Origin of the sequence: Streptomyces sp. P6-2-1 (genome assembly GCF_050613165.1) — a bacterium.
Lineage (GTDB): Bacteria > Actinomycetota > Actinomycetes > Streptomycetales > Streptomycetaceae > Streptomyces.
Genome location: NZ_CP192513.1, coordinates 1,079,437 through 1,100,171, shown reverse-complemented (window position 1 = coordinate 1,100,171; position 20,735 = coordinate 1,079,437). Strand labels below are relative to the sequence as shown.

Sequence of the window (20,735 nt, the reverse complement as noted above, 5' to 3'; positions counted from 1 at the left end):
CTCATCCGATAGAGGGATCTTCACGCCAGGTCGTCGCGAGTTCGCCACGCACGGTGACGTACGCTCTGAGTCGCGCGTCCGCCCCGCCCGGGCGGGGCGCGGCTCGGTGAGCGTGCGGCTGAACGGGAGCGTGGCCCGTGACGGACCAGGTGGTGGACACCGGCGGGGCGAGCGGCGCCGGGGTGGCGGGTGCCGCCCCGGCGCCGGCCGGTCACGGCCACGTGACCGGCGAGGACACGCTCCTCGGCAGGGAACGCGAACTCGCCTCGCTCCACGAGGACATCGGTCGTACCGGGCTCGACACGCTCGCCGGGCACACCCCGCCGCGCGCCCGCGTCCTGCTCGTCGCCGGTCGCCCGGGGTCGGGCCGTACCGCGCTCGCCGAGACCTTCGCGGCCGCGCTCACCGAGCGTTATCCCGATGGGCTCCTGCGTGTCCGGCTCACCGACCCCGCCGGAGCCCCCGTCCCCGCGGGGGACGCCGCGCGCTCCCTCCTCACCGACCTCGGTGAACAGACCCCCGCGGGGGCCGCCGACGACGTCCTCACCGAACAGCTGCGCGCCGCGCTCGGCACCCGGCGCGTCCTGCTCCTCCTCGACGACGCGCACGACGCGGCGCAGGTGGACGAACTCCTCCCCGACAACCCCGCGTGCCTCCTCCTCGCCGTCGCCACCGGACCGCTCACCGGGCTCAGCGACGTCCGCCCCTGCACCCTCGGCGGCCTGGAGCGGCAGGCCGCCCAGCGGCTCGTCGAGCGGTACGCGGGCCCCGGACGGGCCGCCGCCGACCCGCACGCCGCCGAGCGGCTCGTCGAGGAGTGCCGGGGGCAGCCCGCCGCGCTCGTGCTCGCCGGCGGCTGGCTCGCCACCCGCCCCGAGTCCTCCTTCGCCGACCTCCTCGCCCGCCTGGAGGCGCACCGCGCGGCCGTGCCCCGCGCCCTGCCCGAACCCGCGGCGGACGAGGACGGCGGGCAGGGTACGGAGGACCTGCCGGACGCGGAAGTCCCGGGGCGCTCCGAAGCCTTGGAGGACGCGGACGGCGTGGGGGGTGCGCGCGTCGTGAGGGGTGCGCACGGTGTGGGGGGTGCGCGCGGCGTGGGGGGTGCGGCGCCGGCCCGCAGGATGACCGCCGCCACCGATCTCCCCGTCGAGCGGCTACTGCGCTTCAGCCACGACCAGCTCCCCGCCGCCGACCAGCGGCTCCTGCGCCTGCTCCACCTCGCCCCCGAAGGGCTCGCCGACGCGCACACCGCCTCCGCCCTCGCGGGCTGCTCCGTGCGGCACGCCGCCGAGCGCCTGGAGCACTTCGTCAGGCACGGGCTGCTGCGCCCGCTCCCCGGGCCGCGGCCCGCCTACGAGGTCCCCGGCTGCCTCGTCCCCGGGCTGCGCGCCCTCGCGCACGAGACGGACCGCCCCGCCGAACTCCAGCTCGCCCGCGCCCGCATGCTGGAGCGCACCGTGCGCCTCCTGCACTCCTGCCGCGCCACGAGCGAGCCGCTCGGCTCCCCGGCCCGCCGGCGCCTCGCCGGGCTCCCCTCCAGCCTGCGCTTCCCCGGCCCCGGGGCCGCCGCCGACTGGCTCGCCGAGCGGCTGCCCGCACTCCTGGCGGCGGCCCGGCTCGCCGTCGACGAGGGCGAGTTCGACACCCTCGCGCGCCGCTACGTCGCCGCGCTCGTCCGCGCGCTCGTCGCGCACAGGGGCACCGAGGCCGCGGCCCCCGAACTGTACGGGCTGCACCGCCTCGTCCTCGATGTCGCCACGCGCCGCGGGCTGCACCGCGAGGAGGCGGCCGCGCTCCTCAATCTCGCCGACCTCGACGCCCGTACGGGACGCACCCGCGACGCCCTCGCCCGCTACCGCGCGGCGCTCGACGCGGCCCGCACCGGGCGCGATCCGCACGCCGCGGGGCGCGCGATGGAGTCCCTCGCGGGCGCCCACCAGGAACTGGGCGACTGGGCGCGCGCCGCCGACTGGTACGGCAGGGCCCTCGCCCACCGCCTCGTGCGCGCCGAGGACGGCGAGGCTGCCCGCCTGTACGGCAAGCTCGCCGCGGTGCACGCGTACGCGGGGCGCTACGGGGACGCGCGGCGCAACTGGGGCTCGGCGATCGCCGTGCACAAGCGGCGCGGTGACGTGGCGGGGCAGGCGCGCGCGCTCGCCGAACTCGCCAGGGTCCAGGAGTACGCGGGGCGGCCCGAGGAGGCCCTGCGCACGTGTCAGGAGGCCGTCGCCCTCGCCGAGCGCGCGGCGGACGAACGGCTGCGGGCCGCTCTGCACGTACGGCTCGCCGACACCCTCGACCGGCTCGGCGACCCGGCCTCGGCCCGCCACCACAGGGGGCTCGCCGCGCGGCTGCTCGGACCGGGGGAGGCCGCGGTGCTGCGAGCGGGCGGGTAACGGACGCCGCGGGGCCCGCTGGGGGCGGCCTCGGGGGTGCCGACCGGGGTTCGCCTACGAAATCCGTGGCGCTCCCCGCAAAGAATGATGCTTTGGAAGGCTGGACAGCGGGAATCCCTTCATTAAACTGGCGGAGCCGCAGATCAGCGGCTCTCCCCTGTTGCGCCGCCGTGGATACGGGTATGTAGTGCTGTGCCCGCTTTGTCCCGGGCTCCCCCTAGTCAAGGATCGTGATCGACGATGAAGGTCGGCATCCCCCGCGAGGTCAAGAACAACGAGTTCCGGGTGGCCATCACCCCGGCCGGGGTCCACGAACTGCGCCGGCAGGGCCACGAGGTGTTCATCGAGACGGCGGCGGGCGAGGGCTCCTCGATCCCCGACGGGGAGTTCGCGGCGGCGGGAGCGGTCATCCTTCCCACGGCCGACGAGGTGTGGGCCCGCGCGGACCTCCTCCTCAAGGTGAAGGAGCCGATCGCCGAGGAGTACCACCGGATGCGCAAGGACCAGGTGCTCTTCACGTACCTGCACCTCGCCGCCTCGCGCGAGTGCACCGAGGCGCTCCTCGCTTCCGGGACCACGGCGATCGCCCTGGAGACCGTCGAGACCGCCGACCGCAGGCTCCCGCTGCTCGCCCCGATGTCGGAGGTCGCCGGCCGCCTCGCGCCGCAGGTCGGCGCGTACCACCTCATGCGGCCCGCCGGTGGGCGCGGCGTGCTCCCCGGCGGCGTTCCCGGGGTCGTGGCGGGCAAGGCCGTCGTCATCGGCGGCGGCGTCTCGGGGTGGAACGCGGCGCAGATCGCGATGGGCATGGGCTTCCACGTCAAGCTCCTCGACAAGGATGTCACCAAGCTCAAGGAGGCCGACAAGATCTTCGGCACCCGCATCCAGACCGTCGTCTCGACCGCGTACGAACTGGAGATCGCCTGCCTGGAGTCGGACCTGGTCGTCGGCGCCGTCCTCGTGCCCGGCGCGAAGGCCCCCAAGCTCGTCTCGAACGAGCTGGTCTCGCGCATGAAGCCGGGAAGTGTTCTTGTCGACATCGCGATCGATCAGGGCGGCTGCTTCGAGGACTCGCGCCCCACGACGCACGCCGAGCCCACCTTCCGCGTGCACGACTCGGTCTTCTACTGCGTCGCGAACATGCCCGGCGCCGTCCCGCACACCTCCACGCACGCGCTCACCAACGCCACGCTCCCGTACGTGCTCGAACTCGCCGGGCGCGGCTGGATCGAGGCGCTGCGCCGCGACGCGGCTCTCGCCAAGGGTCTCAACGTCCATGACGGCAAGGTGTATTACCGCGAGGTCGCCGAAGCGCACGGACTGGCGCACGCCGAGACCCACGCGCTCCTGGACTGACGTGCGCGCCCCCTTCCCCGGCCGCCGGGAGGCAAGGGGGGCGCGTCAACAGATGTCACGTTTCTCACGCCAACGGCCGGACCTTCACGAGCAGGTCCGGCCGTTGGCGTGCGGTGATGTGACGGTGATTGCGCAGGATTCTCCCAACTGTGCGGCCAGGTCACACTTCGAGGGTGTTTGACATGCCGAACTCGCCTGTGCCGAGGGGGTGATGCGCGGCCGTGCACCCTTGACACCCGCACGCGCGCACACCGACACATCGGGCCGGGTCCGGCGGATTGTGTTGCTGCGGAGTGGTGACACGCCATAGAGTCGCAAACCGTCGGCATGGTGCCACGCTGACCTATCCAGAAGTTTCCTGGTCGCCAAGGAGGTAAGACGACTTGTGAATGAGTCGACATTTTCTCCCGGGGGTGGCCGACCGGAGCTGGCCGCGCGGAGCGGTGGTTTCGCGAGCCCGTCGACGATCGGTCCCACCGGTTCCGTCGCCGTCCGCACCTTCGCGGCCCGCCAGGGTCTCCAGCCGACGCAGACCGCACACCAGAGCATGGATGGCCATATCGTGAACGCCATGGCCGGCGACCCGAGCGGCGACACGTTCGCCGACTACGAGGAGCTGCCCGAGGGGCACTTCTACGACCCGGACGCCGAGTACGAGCCGGACCCCGAGTACGCGGCCACGCTGGCCCCCGACGCCGCGCGGCAGCGCCGCGAGCGGATCGGCCCCACCGGGCGCCCGCTTCCCTACTTCCCGATCCCCGGGCCGCTCACCGACCACGGCCCGGCGAAGATCATCGCGATGTGCAACCAGAAGGGCGGGGTCGGCAAGACGACCTCGACCATCAACCTCGGCGCCGCGCTCGCCGAGTACGGCCGCCGCGTCCTCCTCGTCGACTTCGACCCGCAGGGCGCTCTCTCGGTCGGCCTCGGGGTCAACCCGATGGAGCTGGACCTGACGGTCTACAACCTCCTGCTCGAACGCGGGATGTCGCCCGACGAGGTGCTGCTCAAGACGGCCGTGCCCAATATGGACCTGCTGCCGAGCAACATCGACCTCTCGGCCGCCGAGGTCCAGCTCGTCTCCGAGGTGGCCCGTGAGTCCACGCTCCAGCGAGCGCTCAAGCCGCTCATGGCCGACTACGACTACATCGTGATCGACTGTCAGCCCTCGCTCGGCCTGCTCACCGTCAACGCGCTCACCGCCGCGCACAAGGTGATCGTGCCCCTGGAGTGCGAGTTCTTCGCGCTGCGCGGGGTCGCGCTGCTCACCGAGACGATCGAGAAGGTGCAGGAGCGGCTCAACCCGGAGCTGGAACTCGACGGCATCCTCGCCACGATGTACGACTCCCGCACGGTGCACAGCCGCGAGGTGCTCGCGCGCGTCGTCGAGGCCTTCGACGACCACGTCTACCACACCGTCATCGGCCGTACGGTGCGCTTCCCCGAGACCACCGTGGCCGGTGAGCCCATCACCACGTACGCGTCCAACTCCGTCGGCGCCGCCGCCTACCGCCAGCTCGCCAGGGAGGTGCTCGCCCGGTGTCACGCCGAGTGAGTCTGCCCGGAGCCGAAGAACTCTTCCGTACGACAGGGGGCATGGCCCTCCAGCCCTCATCGGGGCCGCGCCCGCAGCCGTCAGGCGCGCGGGGCGGGGCCGATGAGGCCGCGACCGAGGAGGACGCGGGCGAGCACCAGGGGCGGGAACCGGCGCAGGCGCCCGCGTCCGCGGACGGCGGTCCCGCGGTTCCCCCGCCGGTCCCCGGACTGCGCCCCGCGCGTCGCGCGGGCGCCGAGGCGGGCCCCACGGCCTCCGTCCCGCAGGCCAGGCAGCCCGGTGCCACGGGCACCGGAGGGACCCAGACCCCGCAGCAACCGCAGGGCCAGCCGCGCCGCCGGGGGCGGGGCGCGGGGCGCAGGCCGAGCGGCCGCGAGCGGCACGACGAGAAGATCACGGTGTACGTATCGGCCGAGGAACTCATGGACCTCGAACACGCCCGCCTCGTCCTGCGCGGCGAACACGGGCTCGCCGTGGACAGGGGCCGCATCGTCCGCGAAGCGGTCGCCGTCGTCCTCGCCGATCTGGAGTCGCGGGGCGACGCGAGCATTCTTGTCCGGCGGCTGCGGGGGCGCTGACGCGCGGGGCGGGAGCGGTGACCGCCCGGCGGTGTGCGGGTGTACGGGCTCACGGGTGCGGGGTGGTGGCCGGGCCGGGTGGTGGCGAGGCACGGGTGCCGTGCCGGGTGTGCACGGCGGGGGGTGGTACCGCGCGTGCCGGTCGGGGCGGGTCCGGTTCGCCTGCACATGCCGCGAGTCGGGGCGGGCCGCTCTCGGTGGACGGGGCGGCCCGGGCCGGGCAGCCGGTGTGCCCAGGCCCGCGGGGGCGGTGCCCGGAGGTAGCGTGCGGTGCGCACCGCCAGGACCCCGAACCCTCCAGGACCCACCCGTTATGCCGCCCACCCCCGAGTCCGACCCGCCCCGCCGAGGCCGTCGCCCCTTGGGCCGCGGCGGCGCCACGCGGCGCCTGCGGCTGGGGGAGGGTGCCCGCGGGACCGGGGCGCCACCGGAGGACGTACGCGGCGCGGACCCCTTGCCGCGGAGTGGGCCGGACGCGGGCGCGCCCCCGCAGGAGAGCACGACCGGGGAGACGGGCGCGCGGGGCGAGCCGCCCACGGAAGCGCCGTTCCCGCCGGGCGTACGAGCCGGGGCGCCCGGGGCGGGCGAACCTTCCCGCGCCGCGCGGACCGCCCCCGGGCCACCCGCCGCTCCCGAGTCGCCCGCCGCTCCCGGGTCGCCCGCCGCTCCCGGGCCACCCGCCGCTCCCGAGTCGCCCGCCGCTCCCGGGTCGCCCGGCCCCGCCGTCTCCGCGAAGGGTGCCTTCACGCTGCGGCTCGACAACTTCGAGGGGCCCTTCGATCTGTTGCTTCAGCTCATCTCGCGGCACAAGCTCGACGTCACCGAAGTCGCGCTCTCGCGTGTGACCGATGAGTTCATGGCGCACATCAGGGGGATGGGGAGCGAGTGGGATCTCGACCAGACGACCGAGTTCCTCGTGGTCGCGGCGACCCTGCTCGATCTGAAGGCGGCGCGGCTGCTGCCCGTCGCGGAGGTCGAGGACGAGGCGGATCTGGCGCTCCTTGAGGCGCGGGACCTGCTGTTCGCGCGGCTCTTGCAGTACCGGGCGTACAAGCAGGTCGCCGACATCTTCGCGGGGCGCCTCGCGCGCGAGGCGCGGCGCTTCCCCCGTACCGTCGCGATGGAGCCCCGCTTCGCCGAGCTGCTGCCCGACGTCGTCATCAGGATCGGGCCCGAGGGCTTCGCGCGGCTCGCCGTCAAGGCGATGCGGCCGAAGCCTGAACCCTCCGTGTACGTGGACCACATCCACGCGCCGCTCGTCTCCGTACGGGAACAGGCGGGGCTCCTCGTGGCGCGTCTGCGCGAGGTGGGCGAGGCCGACTTCGGGGCGCTCGTCGCGGACACCGACGACACCCTCACCGTCGTCGCCCGCTTCCTCGCGCTCCTGGAGCTGTACCGCGAGAAGGCGGTGGCGCTGGAGCAGGAGGAGGCGCTCGGTACGCTCACCGTCCGCTGGACCGGCGGCGAGGAGGACGCCGCGGCCTCCGCCGTCACCGACGAGTTCGACCAGGAGCACGCGCCATGAGCCAGGAAGCCATCGGTCAGGGCATCGACACGCACGTCGCGGCCGACGACGACCTCGTACCGGGACTCGCCGATCTCGATCTGCGGCCCGCCCTCGAAGCCGTGCTCATGGTCGTCGACGAGCCCGCGACCGAGGAACACCTCGCCAAGGTGCTCCAGCGGCCCGTGCGGCAGGTCGCCGGGGCGCTGCGGGCACTCGCCGACGAGTACACCGTGCAGGGGCGCGGGTTCGAGCTGCGGCTCGTCGCGGGCGGCTGGCGGTTCTACTCGCGGGCGACCTACGCGGCGGCCGTCGAGAGCTTCGTGCTCGACGGGCAGCAGGCCCGGCTCACACAGGCCGCCCTGGAGACGCTCGCCGTCGTCGCGTACCGGCAGCCGGTCAGTCGCGCGCGCGTTTCCGCGGTCCGCGGGGTCAATTGCGACGGCGTCATGCGGACCCTCCTCCAGCGCGGTCTGGTCGAGGAGGCGGGCACGGAACGCGAGAGTGGTGCGATCCTGTACCGGACGACGCACTACTTCCTGGAGCGGATGGGCCTGCGCGGCCTGGACGAGCTTCCGGAGCTGGCGCCCTTCCTGCCGGAAGCGGAGGCCATCGAGGCTGAGACACTGGAAGGTGTGCCGTCGTTCGATCCGGACGCCGAAGACGACGGCGCCGCGCACGGTCACGGATACACCGGGGCCGTCGAAGACGACCATCTCGACCACCTCGATCCGACGGAACACTGATGCGAAGCAGCGGCAGGGACAGCGGGCGCGGGAATTACCGGGGAGCCGGTAACCAGCGCGACGACAAGCAGAAGAGGGCGGGACGCCCCCGTCCCGAGGAACGCCGCTACGACGTGCCCGGAGCGCACGGCGGCAGCGAGGACAAGCGCACGGGCGGCAGGCCGGGAGGCGGCGCGGGCAGGCCCGGCGGCTCCGGCAAGAGCGGCGGCGCGGGGAAGGGCACGGGCTCCCGCGGCCCTGGCTCGGCCTCCGGCTCGCGCGGCTCGGGCGCGTACGGTTCGGGCTCCGGCTCGTACGGCTCCGGCTCGGACGCGTACGGCTCCGGTTCGCGCGGGACCTCAGGGGCGCGCGGGGACTCCGCGCGCGGTGGCGCCAAGGGCGGCCCGAAGCGCGGCACGAAGGACGGCCCGCGCCGCCCCCGTACCGCCGCCGCGCGGCCGCGTGAGCTGGACGCGAAGCTGGAGGAGCGCAACCGCGAGCGCTACGCCGAGAAGGACTCCAGGCCCAGGCCCCCGAAGACCTTCCCCGGCGCCGAGCAGGAGGGCGAGCGGCTTCAGAAGGTGCTCGCGCGTGCCGGGTACGGCTCGCGCCGGGCCTGCGAGGAGCTGATCGAGCAGGCGCGCGTCGAGGTCAACGGCGAGATCGTCCTGGAGCAGGGCCTGCGCGTGAAGCCGAGCGACGAGATCAAGGTCGACGGCCTCACCGTCGCCACGCAGTCGTACCAGTTCTTCTCGCTCAACAAGCCCGCCGGTGTCGTCGCCACGATGGAGGACCCCGAGGGCCGCCAGAACCTGGGCGACTACGTCACCAACCGCGAGACCAGGCTCTTCCACGTCGGCCGGCTCGACACCGAGACCGAGGGCGTCATCCTCCTCACCAACCACGGCGAGCTGGCCCACCGCCTGACCCACCCCCGCTACGGCGTGCGCAAGACGTACCTCGCGCACATCGTCGGGCCGATCCCGCGCGACCTGGGCAAGCGGCTCAAGGACGGGATCGAGCTGGAGGACGGCTGGGCGCGCGCCGACCACTTCAGGGTCGTGGAGCAGACCGGCAAGAACTACCTCGTCGAGGTGACCCTGCACGAGGGCCGCAAGCACATCGTGCGGCGGATGCTCGCCGAGGCCGGATTCCCCGTCGACAAGCTCGTGCGGACCGCCTTCGGGCCGATCACGCTCGGGGACCAGAAATCGGGCTGGCTGCGGCGGCTGAGCAACACCGAGGTCGGGATGCTCATGCGCGAGGTCGATCTGTAGACGGCCGTAGAAGGACCCGTACGGGGAGGGGCGGTGGGCCGGTGCGGCTCGCCGCCCCTCCCCGTACGGGGCGTGCCCGGCGTTCCGGGGGTGCCGGGTGTGCCCGGCGTTGCAGGCGTCCCCGGCGTTCCGGGCGTCCCCGGCGTTCCGGGTGTCGCGGGTGTCGCGGGGCGCGGCGGGCTCGCGCAAAGGGCTTGTGCGAGGTCCCGCACCCTCTTATCGTCAGTCTGACGATGAATGAAGAGACGACGTACGAGACGACGACGGCCCCCGGCCGCGACGACCGCCCCGCCACCGGTGCCCTCCTCGGCCTTGCCCTGGGCGACGCGCTCGGTTTCCCCACCGAGTTCAACGACGTGCTGCGCATCCTCGCGAAGTGCGGCCCCTGGCGCGGGATGGACCTCCCCGGGCCCACCGCCTGGATCTCCGACGACACCCAGATGACCCTCGCCCTCGCGCGCGGCCTGGAGACCGCCGCCGCGCGCGGCACGCTCGCCCCGGCGCGCTGCGAACGCCCCGTGCGCGAGGAGTTCGTCGACTGGTACCAGTCCCCGGACAACAACCGCGCCCCCGGCAACACGTGCCTGCGCGCCTGCCTCGTGCTCAAGAACCCCTCCGCGCCCTGGCAGGAAGCGAGCCAGACCCACTCCAAGGGCTGCGGCGCCAATATGCGCGTCGCGCCTGTCGCGCTGCTGCCCGGGCCCGGCCGCGAGACCCGCTCCGCGCTCGCCCAGTGGCAGGCCGCGCTCACCCACGGCCACCCCACCGCGCTCGCCGCGAGCGACCTCACCGCGCACACGATCCGGCTGCTCGCGGACGGCACGCAGCCCGCCGCGCTGCTGCCCCTGCTGCGCGCCTACGCCGAGGAGCACAGGACGACGTACCACGAGGCGTGGCTCGGGGACCTGTGGCGGCGGGCGGGCGACCCCTCGCCCGGCCGCTACGCCGCGCGCGGCTGGGACGAGTGCCTGGCGGTCGTCGACCGCCTCGCGGCGGCGCCCCGCGACCCCGAGCGCGATCCCTGCGAGCTGACCGGGGACGGGTGGATCGCGGAGGAGGCCTTCGCCACCGCGCTGCTGTGCTTCCTGCTCTTCCCCGAGGAGCCGCTGCTGGTCCTCAGGCGGGCGGCGTGCACGCGCGGGGACTCGGACTCGCTCGCCTGCGTCGCGGGGGCCTTCGCGGGGGCGTACGCGGGTGAGGCCGCGTGGCCGGGGGAGTGGGTGGAACGCGTGGAGCACCGCGACGAGCTGCGGGCGACCGGGCTGCGGTGGGACGGGGCGCGGCGGGGCTGAGGGCCTCCCGGGCCGCACGGTCAGCGTCGGTACGGTCAGCGCCTACGGGTCACCGCGGGGCGGAGGCGCGTCGGGCCGGTACGAGGCTCTACGGGGAACCTGAGGCCGAGGCGCGCCGGACCCGTACGAGGAAGTCCTCCACGCGGGCGTGGTCGGGCTCGGCGGGGAGCCGGGCCCGGTGCGCCGTCGTCTCCGTGGCGGAGAGCAGGCGCTCGACGCGGCCCGACCAGGACTCCCACGTCGTCTCGCCGCGCCTGACGGCGAGCAGCTCCTCGCGGTACGGGGTCATGTCGACCACGTACCTGCCCGTGCGCAGCAGCTCCCGTGCCGTGAGCAGCAGCCGCAGCAGGTGCATCGCGTGCTTCCAGCGCGGGGCGCCGTGGCCGCGCAGATCGGCGGCGAGTTTGCGGCCCTGCCGGTGCGCGTAGCGCGTGAGCGCCTCCAGGAGCGCGTGGGAGAGGAAGGCGTCCCGCAGCGCCAGCAGTTCGGCACCGACCGGCTCGGCGCCGAGGACGAGCGGCGAGTTCAGCGCCTCGACGACGTTCGGGTCCCCGCGCAGCGCGAGCGCGCAGGCCCGCTCCAGCTCCCAGCTCAGCTGCTCGGGCCCGGGCCCCTGGACGTGCGTGGGCGGTTTCTCGAAGCGCCAGTAGGCGGGCGTCGGCGCGAGGAAGATCCCGCGCAGGTCGGTGTCGCTCGCCGGGGTCGCGAGGCCCTGGGCGCGCGAGCCCGTGACACAGGCGTAGACGGTGTGGTCGCGGACGTAGTGGGCGGGGTCGGGGGCGGTGGGGTCGCGGACCGGCTCGGCGGGACTCATCCCGGGAGCGTAGGGCGTGGCGCCCGCGCGGGCCCGGTAATTTCCGGCGCGGGGCGCCCCGCCGGGTGACTACCCTGGTCAGGGGCCGCGCTCCGGCCCCGTACGCCACCCGCCGTACGCCCCCGCTCCGCCCCCGTGACCGCGCAAGGACCCGCCCTGTGAGAACCGCACTCGTCGTCGGCACCGGACTCATCGGTACCTCGCTCGCCCTCGCCCTGACCCGGCGCGGAGTGACCGTGCACCTCGTCGACCAGGACGCCGACGCGGCCCGCACCGCTGCCTCGCTCGGCGCGGGGACGACTGAGCCGCCCGCGGGGACCGCCGACCTCGCGATCGTCGCCGTGCCGCCCGCGTACGTCGCGGGGACCCTCGCCGGGCTGATGGGCGCGGACGCGGCGCGCGGCTACCTCGACGTCGCGAGCGTCAAGGGCGGACCGCGCCGCGAGCTGGAGGCCCTCGGCACGGCCCCTGAGCGGCTGCGCCGCTACCTCGGCACCCACCCGATGGCGGGCCGCGAGCGCTCCGGGCCGCTCGCGGCGACCGCCGAGCTGTTCGAGGGCAGCCCCTGGGTCCTCACCCCGGCGGGCGACACCGACACCGAGGTCCTCAACCAGGCGCTCGAACTCGTCGCGCACTGCCGCGCCGTGCCCGTCGTCATGGACGGCACCGCGCACGACAGCGCCGTCGCGCTCGTCTCGCACATGCCGCAGCTCATGTCCACGCTCGTGGCCGCGCGCCTGGAGCACGCCGACGACACGGCGGTGCGGCTGTGCGGGCAGGGCATCAGGGACGTGACCCGCATCGCGGGCTCCGACCCCGCGATGTGGATCGACATCCTCTCCGCCAACCCGGGTCCCGTCGCCGACCTGCTCGACGCGATCGGCGAGGACCTCGGCGAGGCGGTACGCGTCCTGCGGCTCCTGGAGTCCGCGGACCCCGCCAAGCGCACCGAGGGTGCCCAGGGCGTCGAGCTGCTGCTGCGCCGGGGCAACGCGGGCCGCGCGCGCGTCCCGGGCAAGCACGGCAGCACCCCGGCCGCGTACGAGATCATCGCCGTCCTCATCAGCGACCAGCCGGGCGAGCTGGCCCGCATCTTCGCCGACGCGGGGCGCGCGGGGGTCAACATCGAGGACGTGCGCATCGAGCACGCCACCGGGCAGCAGGCGGGCCTCGTCCAGCTCTCCGTGGCCCCCGAAGCCGCCCCGGCCCTCGCGGCGGCGCTGCGGGAGCGGGGCTGGTCGCTGCGGGCGTGAGGGACGGCGCGGGGGCGGCCGGTACGGGGCGGGGCGGCGCGTACGGACGGGAGCGGCGCTCGCCCACGGGCCCGGCCGGGCCGCGTACCCGACGACCCGTACCGCCCCGGTAACCTAGGTGTCCGCCATTCAGCCCAACCGCCGTCCCCGCGAAAGGTCCACCGTGGAATCCGTGATCGTTGCCATTGACGGCCCCTCCGGGACGGGGAAGTCCAGCACATCGAAGGCGGTCGCCGCCAAGCTGGGGCTGAGCTACCTGGACACCGGCGCCCAGTACCGGGCGATCACCTGGTGGATGCTGCGCAACGGGGTGGACGTCGCGGACCCGGCCGCGATCGCCGCCGCGGCGGGCAAGCCCGAGATCGTCTCGGGCACCGACCCGGCCGCGCCCACGATCACCGTGGACGGCACGGACGTCGCGGCCCCGATCCGGACCCAGGAGGTCACCTCGAAGGTCAGCGCGGTCAGCGCCGTCCCCGAGGTGCGCCACGTCATCACCGAACTCCAGCGCTCGATCGCCCGCGCCGCGCGCGGCGGCATCGTCGTCGAGGGCCGCGACATCGGCACGACGGTGCTGCCCGACGCCGACCTCAAGATCTTCCTCACCGCCTCGCCCGAGGCCCGCGCCGCGCGCCGCAGCGGCGAGCTGAAGGGCAAGGAGGCGAGCGACCTCGCAGCGACCCGGCAGGCGCTCGTCGCGCGCGACGCCGCGGACTCGGGCCGCAAGACCTCGCCGCTGGCCAAGGCGGACGACGCCGTCGAGGTGGACACCACCGACCTCAGCCTCCAGCAGGTCGTCGAGTGTGTCGTCACCCTCGTCGAGGAGAAGCGAGCCGGACGGTGACGTCCGCACGGGGGACGGCCCCCGCGGCCGCGGGGGCCTCCGAGCGCGGGGCCGCCGTGGGCCGGGGCATCGGCGTCGGGCTCATGCACGCGCTCTGGCGGCCCCGGGTGCTCGGCGCCTGGCGGGTGCCCGCGAGCGGTCCCGTGATACTCGCCGTCAACCACACGCACATGATCGACGGCCCGATGCTCATGGGTACCGCGCCCAGGCCCGTGCACTTCCTCATCAAGAAGGAAGCCTTCGTCGGGCCGCTCGACCCCTTCCTGCGGGGCATCGGGCAGCTCGCCGTGGACCGCTCGGGCACCGACCGCACGGCGGTCACGGGGGCGCTCGACGTCCTCGCCGCCGGGCACGTCCTCGGGATCTTCCCCGAGGGCACCCGAGGCGAGGGCGACTTCGCCGCGCTGCGCGCGGGGCTCGCGTACTTCGCGGTACGCAGCGGCGCCCCGGTCGTGCCGGTCGCCGTGCTCGGCTCGACGGACCGGGCGGGCAGGCTCGTACGGAAGCTGCCCGCGCTGCGCAGCCGCGTGGACCTCGTCTTCGGCGAGCCGTTCACGGCGGGGGACGGCAGCGGTCGCAGGACGCGGGCCGCGCTCGACGCGGCGACGACCGGCATCCAGGAGCGGCTGAGCGCGCACCTGGCGGAGGCCAGGCGGCTCACGGGGCGCTGAACCGCACCGCGCGCACCGGCGGGCGGTGCCCGTACGGGCGTGGTCCGCATCCGCTCCCGCGCTGAGCGACACTTGACCGGGGACCGAGAACGGTCCCCGACGACAGACGACAGAGGTACGCACTTCATGAACGACCACCACCCCTTCGAGGGCGAAGAGCACGGCGCGCTCGGGGACGCCGAGTACGAGCGGTTCATGGAGCTTGCGGCCGAGGAGGGCTTCGACGTCGAGGACGTCGAGGACGCCATCGGCGAGGCCGGGCACGGACCGCTGCCCCGGCTCGCCGTCGTCGGCCGCCCCAATGTCGGCAAGTCGACTCTCGTGAACCGCATCATCGGCCGCCGCGAGGCCGTCGTCGAGGACCGCCCCGGCGTCACGCGCGACCGCGTGACCTACGAGGCCGAGTGGGCCGGTCGCCGCTTCAAGCTCGTCGACACCGGCGGCTGGGAGCAGGACGTCCTCGGGATCGACGCCTCCGTCGCCGCCCAGGCCGAGTACGCGATCGAGGCCTCCGACGCGGTCGTCTTCGTCGTGGACGCGACCGTCGGCGCGACCGACACGGACGAGGCCGTCGTGCGCCTGCTGCGCAAGGCAGGCAAGCCCGTCGTGCTGTGCGCCAACAAGGTCGACGGGCCCTCGGGCGAGGCCGACGCCGCGATGCTGTGGTCGCTCGGCCTCGGCGAGCCGCACCCCGTGTCGGCCCTGCACGGGCGCGGTACGGGCGACATGCTCGACGCCGTGCTCGAAGCGCTGCCCGATGCCCCGAAGGAGACCTTCGGCGGCACCGGGATCGGCGGCCCCCGCCGCGTCGCCCTCATCGGGCGCCCGAACGTCGGCAAGTCCTCGCTGCTCAACAAGCTCGCGGGCGAGGACCGCGTCGTCGTCAACGAGCAGGCGGGCACGACGCGCGACCCGGTCGACGAGCTGATCGAGCTGGGCGGCGTGACCTGGAAGTTCGTCGACACGGCGGGCATCCGCAAGCGCGTCCACCTCCAGCAGGGCGCCGACTACTACGCCTCGCTGCGCACGGCGGCGGCGGTCGAGAAGGCCGAGGTCGCCGTCGTCCTCATCGACGGCGCCGACTCCATCTCGGTGCAGGACCAGCGCATCCTCACGATGGCGGTCGACGCGGGCCGCGCGCTCGTCCTCGCGTACAACAAGTGGGACACGCTCGACGAGGAGCGCCGCTACTACCTGGAGCGCGAGATCGAGCGCGAGCTGGGCCAGGTCGCCTGGGCGCCGCGCGTCAACATCTCGGCGCGGACCGGGCGGCACATGGAGAAGCTCGTGCCCGCCCTGGAGACGGCGCTCGCGGGCTGGGAGACACGCGTGCCGACCGGGCGCCTCAACGCCTTCCTCGGCGAGCTGGTCGCCGCGCACCCGCACCCGGTGCGGGGCGGCAAGCAGCCGCGCATCCTCTTCGGCACGCAGGCGGGGACCAAGCCGCCGCGGTTCGTGCTCTTCGCCTCCGGGTTCATCGAGGCGGGGTACCGGCGCTTCATCGAGCGGCGGCTGCGCGAGGAGTTCGGCTTCGAGGGGACGCCGGTGCAGATCTCGGTGCGCGTGCGCGAGAAGCGGGGACGCAAGAAGTGAACCGGCCCCTGCGGGGGCTCACGCGGGGCGGGTCCGGGGTCGGGTCCGCCCCGTTCGGCGTGCGGACGGGGAGGGGGGCGGCGTCCGCGCGAGGGCCGGCCGGCGACCGGCTCAGGTCCGAGGGCCGGCCGCGACCGGCTCAGGTCTCCGTGCGCCGCGGGGCCGGGGGGAGGGCGGCCCGGGGGTGGGGAGTGACGCGGTGCCAGTCGGCGGGGGGCTGGGGGGCCGGTGCGGCCCAGCCGTAGCCGGTGTGGACCGAGGCCGCGGGGGGCGTGCGCGGGGACTGGTGCTGGAAGAGGGGAAGGCCCAGCTCGTCCTCGCCGCCCCACTCGCCTGGCACGGTGCGGAAGAGACGGCGGTACTCGGCGAAGAGCGCGTCGTAGATGGGCGTCGCCGAGAAGGCGGGGCGGGGCTCCTGCGCGGGGCGCATGGCGGGGATGACGCGGTCGCGGGGCAGCTCGTAGGGGTGCACGTCCTGCCAACGACGAGGGCCGCGCGGGGATGCGGGCGAGTACCCCACCGGCTCAGCCGGGCGGGCGCGGAGCCGCTCTCCGCGCCCGCCCGCGCTCCCGCCCGCCCCCGGGGGGAAGCGCGCGGGAGGAGGGGGCCACGCGCGTCGCTCGGGCGCGTACCCCCGGTCGGTGCGCCGCCCACGGGCTCGGGGGACGCGGGCGGCCACGGGGTCCCTGGCGGGCGCTCAGGTGCCCGCGAGCGGCATCGCCGCGGCGACGAGCAGGCCCTGCGCCGCGGCCTTGTCGAGCGCCTCGCGGAGCAGGTCCTCGCGGGGCTGGCGGCCGATACCGCCGGCCGGGGCCGCGTAGACGAGGACGGCCTGCCGCTTGTTCGCCGCGGTGCGCCAGCCCTCGGTGACCTGGAGCGGCTGGTGCGCCTGCCACCAGGCGACGGGGGAGCCGCCGTCGGGGCCCGGCTGGAGCACGGCGTGCAGCTGGCCCACCGCGAGCAGCACCGACCAGCCGTGCAGGACCTGGGGCACCGCGCTCACCTCGTGGACCGGGGCGAAGCCCTGCTCCCGGAGCAGCGGCAGGAAGGCGTCGTCCGGACCCGTGGTGCCCGGCCGTGCGATCGGCCCCGTCGGCTCCACGACGAGCGCCGGGTGCAGCTCGCCGTCGAGCAGCACGAGACCGCTCGTGACGCCGAGCACCGCCTGCTGCGGCACCCCGGACTCACTCGCCTCGCTCGCCTCGCTCGCGGTGATCGAGGCGACGGCGCCCTGCAACTGCTCCTCGGTGACGCGCACGACCTGTGAGGGCAGGCAGCCCGCGTGGGCGAAGGCGAGCACGGCGGTCTCCTCGCCGACGAAGAGCACGGTGCTGGTGTGCTCGTGCTCCGCGTCCCCGGGAGTGCGGCAGGAGGTGCAGTCGTAGGCGCCGGGAGCACTCTCCCCGGCGAGCAGCCGATCGGCTTCTTCGTCACCGATCTCGGCGCGTACGTCGTCGGCGACGTCGAGAATGCGCGGCACGGGGGCTCCTCGGTCTCGTATACCCGCGTGCCCGGGGAGTCCGGCGCACGCACGTACCGGGCGGGTCCCGGCACACGCCCGGTCAACGGGCGACCGCAGCCCGGGTCACGCCGCACCCGGCGCGGAATGGCCGCCTCCGCTCCCCGCCCGCCCTCCGGGGGCCGTGCCCCGCCGCGCCCCACGTCAGCTGGGCTTCGTGCGGACGCACGCCGGAACGGTGGCGCGCGAACGACCGGACCCGTGTAGGGCAAAAGGGGTAAAGACGGAGCAAACGACCCGTCAGGTGTGGCTGAAAACAGTCGAACGAGCCTCGGAAACGCAGCCATCCGGCTGGACTTCTCCCCCTCCTGGCCCAGCGCCCGCCACCGCCCCGTGACCTGCGCGGGGACCGCCGGGTTGCCGACAGCGGCAGGGTTTACCTGCCACGCACCGGCAACAAGGACGTCAGGACGACCCAACCACGAGGCCCCCGCGGAGGTCTCACGTGGTGACAGGCAGGGCCTGGAAGGGCCGTGCGCGACGGCGGGACACACACGCAATGCAGATCTCCTTCCTCATCCACAACGGTTACGCCATCGGCGGCACCGTCCGTACCACCTACAACCTGGCGGCCCAGCTCGCCGAGCACCACGACGTCGAAGTCGTCTCGGTCTTCCGCCACAGGGACACCCCCGCCCTCACCCCCGACCCGCGCATCCGTGTGCGGCACCTCGTGGACCTGCGCCCCGACAGCCGGGGCTCCGACCTCCGCCATCCCCTGCTCGAACGCCCCACCACGGACTTCCCGCGCGGCGAGGTCCGCCACGCCAGGTACAGCGCCCTCACGGACGAGCGGATCAACGCCTACCTCGCCGGAGTCGGCTCCGACGTCGTCATCGGCACCCGCCCCGGGCTCAACGTGCACCTCGCCCGTCGCACCCGCCCGGGCCCCGTCCGCATCGGGCAGGAACACCTCACGCTCGGCGCGCACGGCCCGGAGCTGCGCGAGTGCCTGAAGGCCGCCTATCCGCTGCTCGACGGTTTCACGACGACCACCGAAGCCGACGCCCGCGCCTACCGCGCCGGGATGCACCTGCCCGGCGTGCCCGTGTGGAGCATGGCCAATCCGGTGCCGGCGCCCGCCCTGCCCCCCGTCACGGGCGACAGCAAATGGGTCGTCGCCGCAGGACGGCTCGCCGGCGTCAAGCGCTACGACCTCCTCGTGCGCGCCTTCGCCAGGGTCCGCGCCGAACGCCCCGACTGGCGGCTGCGCATCTACGGCGCGGGCAAGCAGGAGAAGAAGCTGCGCCGGCTCGTCCACGACCTGGGCCTCTACAACCACGTCTTCCTCATGGGTCCCGCGCACCCCATCGAGGCGGAGTGGGTCAAGGGCTCCATCGCCGCCGTCACCTCCTCGCTCGAATCCTTCGGCATGACGATCGTCGAGGCGATGCGCTGCGGGCTGCCCGTCGTCTCCACCGACGCCCCGCACGGCCCCGCCGAGATCATCGAGGACGGCGTCAACGGCCGCCTCGTCCCGGTCGACGCGGACCCGGAGACCTTCGCCGCCGGGCTGCTCCAGCTCATCAACGACGACGCCTTGCGGGCCAGGATGTCCGCCGCCGCGCTGCGCTCTTCGGCCCGCTACGACCCGGCGGCGATCGCCGAGCGGTACGAGTCCCTGTTCACCTCGCTCCGCGCCGCCCGGGGCCCGCGCCCCGCGGGACTGCTGCGCGGAGCCGTCCACCGCGGGCGCGCCCGGCTCCTCGGTTCGTCCCTGGCCTCCCGCGCCGCCGTCAGGAAGGCCCGCCCCGAATGAAGACCGCAGCGATCCCCCCGGCCCCGCGCCGCCCCACCGGCACCGCTTTCGCCGCCCGCCCCGACGCCCGGGTGCCGTGGAGCGCCGGCTGCGTCGCCGACGCCTCGGGCGCCCTCGCCTTCGTCGTCACGGAGTCCGAGGGACTCGCGGGGGCGCGGCTGTTGCTGCGGCGGCGCGGCGGCGCGGAGAGCGGCGGCGGTGCGGAGGCCGGCGGCGGTGCGGAGGCCGGCGCGCCGGGAGGCGAGGAGGTGCGGAGTGCCGATGAGGTGCGGGGTGCCGAGGAGGTGCGCCTGCCGTTCACGGGCACGCGTGGTGGCCCGCTGCGCGCCGTCCTGCCCGGCGACCTGCCCCTCGCCGAGGGCTTCTGGGAGGTGCACGCGGAGGCGCCCGGCCACGAGCCGGTACGTCTGCGCCCCGGGCTCGACGATCTGCGCGCGCTCGTCGACCGCGATCCGCGGGGCGCCGCGGCCGTCGCTGTCCACCTCCCGTACACGAGCAAGTACGGCAACCTCGCGCTGCGCGCCTGGCTGCGCGCCCCGCACGCCGAGGCGGGCGCGGTCCACGTCGCGCCCGCCGAGACGACGGTGCGCGGGCGGTGCTACGGGAGCGCGCCGACGGCCGCCGCGTACGCCGAGCTGCGGCCCGCGGACGGCGAGGGCGAGCCGGTGCGCGCGGAGCTGACGGGCGAGGGGCGCGACTTCCGGCTGCGGATCGCGCACGCGCCCCTCCTCGCGCAGGGACCGCGCCGCTGGCGGGTCGGGCTCAGGCCCGAGGGCGCGCGGGGGCCCGACATCAGGCTCGCCCGGCTGCTCGACGACCTCGTCGACAGGCACGCCGTCTACACCTACCCCGCCACCGCCCACGAGGGCCTGCGCGTGCGCCCGTACTACTCCAGCGGGAACGACTTCGCCGTCCGCGTCACCCCCGCGGCCCCCGCGGCCGAGCGGGCCGACTGAGAGGAAGCGGGCGAGGCGGCGGCCGCCCCGGCATTCGCCCGGGCGGCCGCGTGCCGCGCATTACGTGAGGATTTCGCGCCCCCTGCCCGGGGTCTTCGGGTGGGGGCCGCTTTCGCGCGCGGAACGGTTTATCGGGGGCGCGGGGAAGGGGCGGGAAGCGGGATAAGGGGGGACGGGAAAAGCGGGGGAAGAGTGCGGGAAGAGTGCGCGGGCATTCAGTCCGATATAACGGCGGGATAAGAAAAGCGACTCCGAACGTGTGACAAACCCCGCGCGAAACGCCCTCGGCGCACTGTGATCAAAGTGTGACCCCGCGCATCCGGCGCGTCCCCGCCCCAGGGGCGCTTCCCCCGCGCGCCCCGAGCCCCTAGCGTGGGTCGCATGGCAGCCTTCCCCCCGCCCCAGGAACCCAGCGACGAGCCCGCCGAGTACGTCGGCGTCGAGGCCGACGAGGCCGAACGACGCGCGCGTGCCCGGGGCTGGCGCACGGTGCGCGCGCTCGCCCCGGGCACGGTGATCACGATGGAGTACCAGACCGGCAGGCTCAACTTCGAGGTCGACGAGGGCCGGGTCCGCCGCTGCTGGAAGGGCTGAGCGCTCCCTCGCGGGTGCGGGCGAGCCCGTACCCGCGAGCCCGTACGTC

At 74.8% G+C, this 20,735-nt stretch carries 18 protein-coding genes; 15 read left to right on the top strand and 3 right to left on the bottom strand.

Annotated features, from left to right (window positions below):
• Positions 1-137: 137 nt before the first annotated feature.
• From ACQYWQ_RS04920 to ACQYWQ_RS04885, 8 genes are all read left to right on the top strand, one after another.
• Positions 138-2,396 (top strand): tetratricopeptide repeat protein, encoded by a 2,259-nt coding sequence (locus ACQYWQ_RS04920; RefSeq protein ID WP_431032651.1) that lies wholly within the window; start codon positions 138-140, stop codon positions 2,394-2,396.
• Positions 2,397-2,636: 240 nt separating this feature from the next.
• A complete protein-coding gene (gene ald / locus ACQYWQ_RS04915; RefSeq protein ID WP_431032650.1) occupies positions 2,637-3,752 on the top strand; it encodes an alanine dehydrogenase in 1,116 nt (371 codons plus the stop codon).
• A gap of 547 nt (positions 3,753-4,299) precedes the next feature.
• The gene (locus ACQYWQ_RS04910; protein WP_239096405.1) at positions 4,300-5,307 is read left to right on the top strand and encodes a ParA family protein; all 1,008 of its coding nucleotides are present in this window, start codon (positions 4,300-4,302) and stop codon (positions 5,305-5,307) included.
• 41 nt (positions 5,308-5,348) lie between these two features.
• Entirely contained in the window at positions 5,349-5,885 is a 537-nt protein-coding gene (locus tag ACQYWQ_RS04905) for a hypothetical protein (protein WP_431039063.1), read from the top strand.
• Between the two features lie 313 nt (positions 5,886-6,198).
• Complete coding sequence (locus ACQYWQ_RS04900; protein ID WP_431032649.1) at positions 6,199-7,410, top strand: segregation and condensation protein A; 1,212 nt, start codon at positions 6,199-6,201, stop codon at positions 7,408-7,410.
• The gene (scpB, locus tag ACQYWQ_RS04895) at positions 7,407-8,135 is read left to right on the top strand and encodes an SMC-Scp complex subunit ScpB (RefSeq protein ID WP_431032648.1); all 729 of its coding nucleotides are present in this window, start codon (positions 7,407-7,409) and stop codon (positions 8,133-8,135) included. The genes ACQYWQ_RS04900 and scpB overlap by 4 nt, the downstream gene beginning before the upstream one ends.
• The gene (locus ACQYWQ_RS04890) at positions 8,135-9,391 is read left to right on the top strand and encodes a pseudouridine synthase (protein ID WP_431032647.1); all 1,257 of its coding nucleotides are present in this window, start codon (positions 8,135-8,137) and stop codon (positions 9,389-9,391) included. Before scpB ends, ACQYWQ_RS04890 begins: the two co-directional genes overlap by 1 nt.
• A gap of 233 nt (positions 9,392-9,624) precedes the next feature.
• Positions 9,625-10,683, top strand: a complete 1,059-nt coding sequence (locus tag ACQYWQ_RS04885; protein ID WP_431032646.1) for an ADP-ribosylglycohydrolase family protein — start codon at positions 9,625-9,627, stop codon at positions 10,681-10,683.
• An 88-nt stretch (positions 10,684-10,771) separates the two neighbouring features.
• On the opposite strand, the gene ACQYWQ_RS04880 is transcribed toward ACQYWQ_RS04885, so the two are convergent.
• A complete protein-coding gene (locus tag ACQYWQ_RS04880; protein ID WP_431032645.1) occupies positions 10,772-11,497 on the bottom strand; it encodes a nucleotidyltransferase domain-containing protein in 726 nt (241 codons plus the stop codon).
• Positions 11,498-11,655: 158 nt separating this feature from the next.
• Between ACQYWQ_RS04880 and ACQYWQ_RS04875 the strand changes: the two genes are divergently transcribed.
• The 4 genes from ACQYWQ_RS04875 (at position 11,656) to der (ending at position 15,858) form a co-directional block, all read left to right on the top strand.
• Positions 11,656-12,750, top strand: coding sequence for a prephenate dehydrogenase (locus ACQYWQ_RS04875; protein ID WP_431032644.1), 1,095 nt, complete (start codon positions 11,656-11,658; stop codon positions 12,748-12,750).
• A 163-nt stretch (positions 12,751-12,913) separates the two neighbouring features.
• A complete protein-coding gene (cmk, locus tag ACQYWQ_RS04870; RefSeq protein WP_431032643.1) occupies positions 12,914-13,594 on the top strand; it encodes a (d)CMP kinase in 681 nt (226 codons plus the stop codon).
• Positions 13,552-14,265, top strand: coding sequence for a lysophospholipid acyltransferase family protein (locus ACQYWQ_RS04865; RefSeq protein WP_431032642.1), 714 nt, complete (start codon positions 13,552-13,554; stop codon positions 14,263-14,265). Before cmk ends, ACQYWQ_RS04865 begins: the two co-directional genes overlap by 43 nt.
• Before the next feature lie 126 nt (positions 14,266-14,391).
• Positions 14,392-15,858: a ribosome biogenesis GTPase Der gene (der, locus tag ACQYWQ_RS04860; protein ID WP_164282277.1), complete on the top strand. Its 1,467-nt coding sequence runs from the start codon at positions 14,392-14,394 to the stop codon at positions 15,856-15,858.
• Positions 15,859-15,997: 139 nt separating this feature from the next.
• Here der and ACQYWQ_RS04855 read toward each other — a convergent pair whose 3' ends face one another.
• Both ACQYWQ_RS04855 and ACQYWQ_RS04850 read right to left on the bottom strand, forming a co-directional pair.
• Complete coding sequence (locus ACQYWQ_RS04855) at positions 15,998-16,330, bottom strand: hypothetical protein (protein WP_431032641.1); 333 nt, start codon at positions 16,328-16,330, stop codon at positions 15,998-16,000.
• A gap of 225 nt (positions 16,331-16,555) precedes the next feature.
• Positions 16,556-17,338 carry a hypothetical protein gene (locus tag ACQYWQ_RS04850; protein WP_431032640.1) on the bottom strand — a complete coding sequence of 261 codons (783 nt, stop codon included), beginning with the start codon at positions 17,336-17,338 and terminating at the stop codon, positions 16,556-16,558.
• 538 nt (positions 17,339-17,876) lie between these two features.
• Between ACQYWQ_RS04850 and ACQYWQ_RS04845 the strand changes: the two genes are divergently transcribed.
• From ACQYWQ_RS04845 to ACQYWQ_RS04835, 3 genes are all read left to right on the top strand, one after another.
• Positions 17,877-19,136 (top strand): glycosyltransferase family 4 protein, encoded by a 1,260-nt coding sequence (locus ACQYWQ_RS04845; RefSeq protein ID WP_431032639.1) that lies wholly within the window; start codon positions 17,877-17,879, stop codon positions 19,134-19,136.
• Complete coding sequence (locus ACQYWQ_RS04840; RefSeq protein ID WP_431032638.1) at positions 19,133-20,092, top strand: hypothetical protein; 960 nt, start codon at positions 19,133-19,135, stop codon at positions 20,090-20,092. Before ACQYWQ_RS04845 ends, ACQYWQ_RS04840 begins: the two co-directional genes overlap by 4 nt.
• A 381-nt stretch (positions 20,093-20,473) precedes the next feature.
• The gene (locus ACQYWQ_RS04835) at positions 20,474-20,686 is read left to right on the top strand and encodes an I78 family peptidase inhibitor (RefSeq protein WP_431032637.1); all 213 of its coding nucleotides are present in this window, start codon (positions 20,474-20,476) and stop codon (positions 20,684-20,686) included.
• The last annotated feature ends 49 nt before the right edge of the window (positions 20,687-20,735 follow it).

Excerpts from the sequence above, each read along its gene's own strand:
- ACQYWQ_RS04845 (WP_431032639.1), top strand. The coding sequence starts at position 17,877 with ATGCAGATCTCCTTCCTCATCCACAACGGTTACGCCATCGGCGGCACC.
- ACQYWQ_RS04910 (WP_239096405.1), top strand. The coding sequence starts at position 4,300 with ATGGATGGCCATATCGTGAACGCCATGGCCGGCGACCCGAGCGGCGAC.
- ACQYWQ_RS04880 (WP_431032645.1), bottom strand. The coding sequence starts at position 11,497 with ATGAGTCCCGCCGAGCCGGTCCGCGACCCCACCGCCCCCGACCCCGCC.
- ACQYWQ_RS04835 (WP_431032637.1), top strand. The coding sequence starts at position 20,474 with ATGGCAGCCTTCCCCCCGCCCCAGGAACCCAGCGACGAGCCCGCCGAG.
- ACQYWQ_RS04840 (WP_431032638.1), top strand. The coding sequence starts at position 19,133 with ATGAAGACCGCAGCGATCCCCCCGGCCCCGCGCCGCCCCACCGGCACC.
- scpB (WP_431032648.1), top strand. The coding sequence starts at position 7,407 with ATGAGCCAGGAAGCCATCGGTCAGGGCATCGACACGCACGTCGCGGCC.
- ACQYWQ_RS04890 (WP_431032647.1), top strand. The coding sequence starts at position 8,135 with ATGCGAAGCAGCGGCAGGGACAGCGGGCGCGGGAATTACCGGGGAGCC.
- der (WP_164282277.1), top strand. The coding sequence starts at position 14,392 with ATGAACGACCACCACCCCTTCGAGGGCGAAGAGCACGGCGCGCTCGGG.
- ACQYWQ_RS04885 (WP_431032646.1), top strand. The coding sequence starts at position 9,625 with ATGAATGAAGAGACGACGTACGAGACGACGACGGCCCCCGGCCGCGAC.
- ACQYWQ_RS04900 (WP_431032649.1), top strand. The coding sequence starts at position 6,199 with ATGCCGCCCACCCCCGAGTCCGACCCGCCCCGCCGAGGCCGTCGCCCC.
- ald (WP_431032650.1), top strand. The coding sequence starts at position 2,637 with ATGAAGGTCGGCATCCCCCGCGAGGTCAAGAACAACGAGTTCCGGGTG.
- ACQYWQ_RS04905 (WP_431039063.1), top strand. The coding sequence starts at position 5,349 with ATGGCCCTCCAGCCCTCATCGGGGCCGCGCCCGCAGCCGTCAGGCGCG.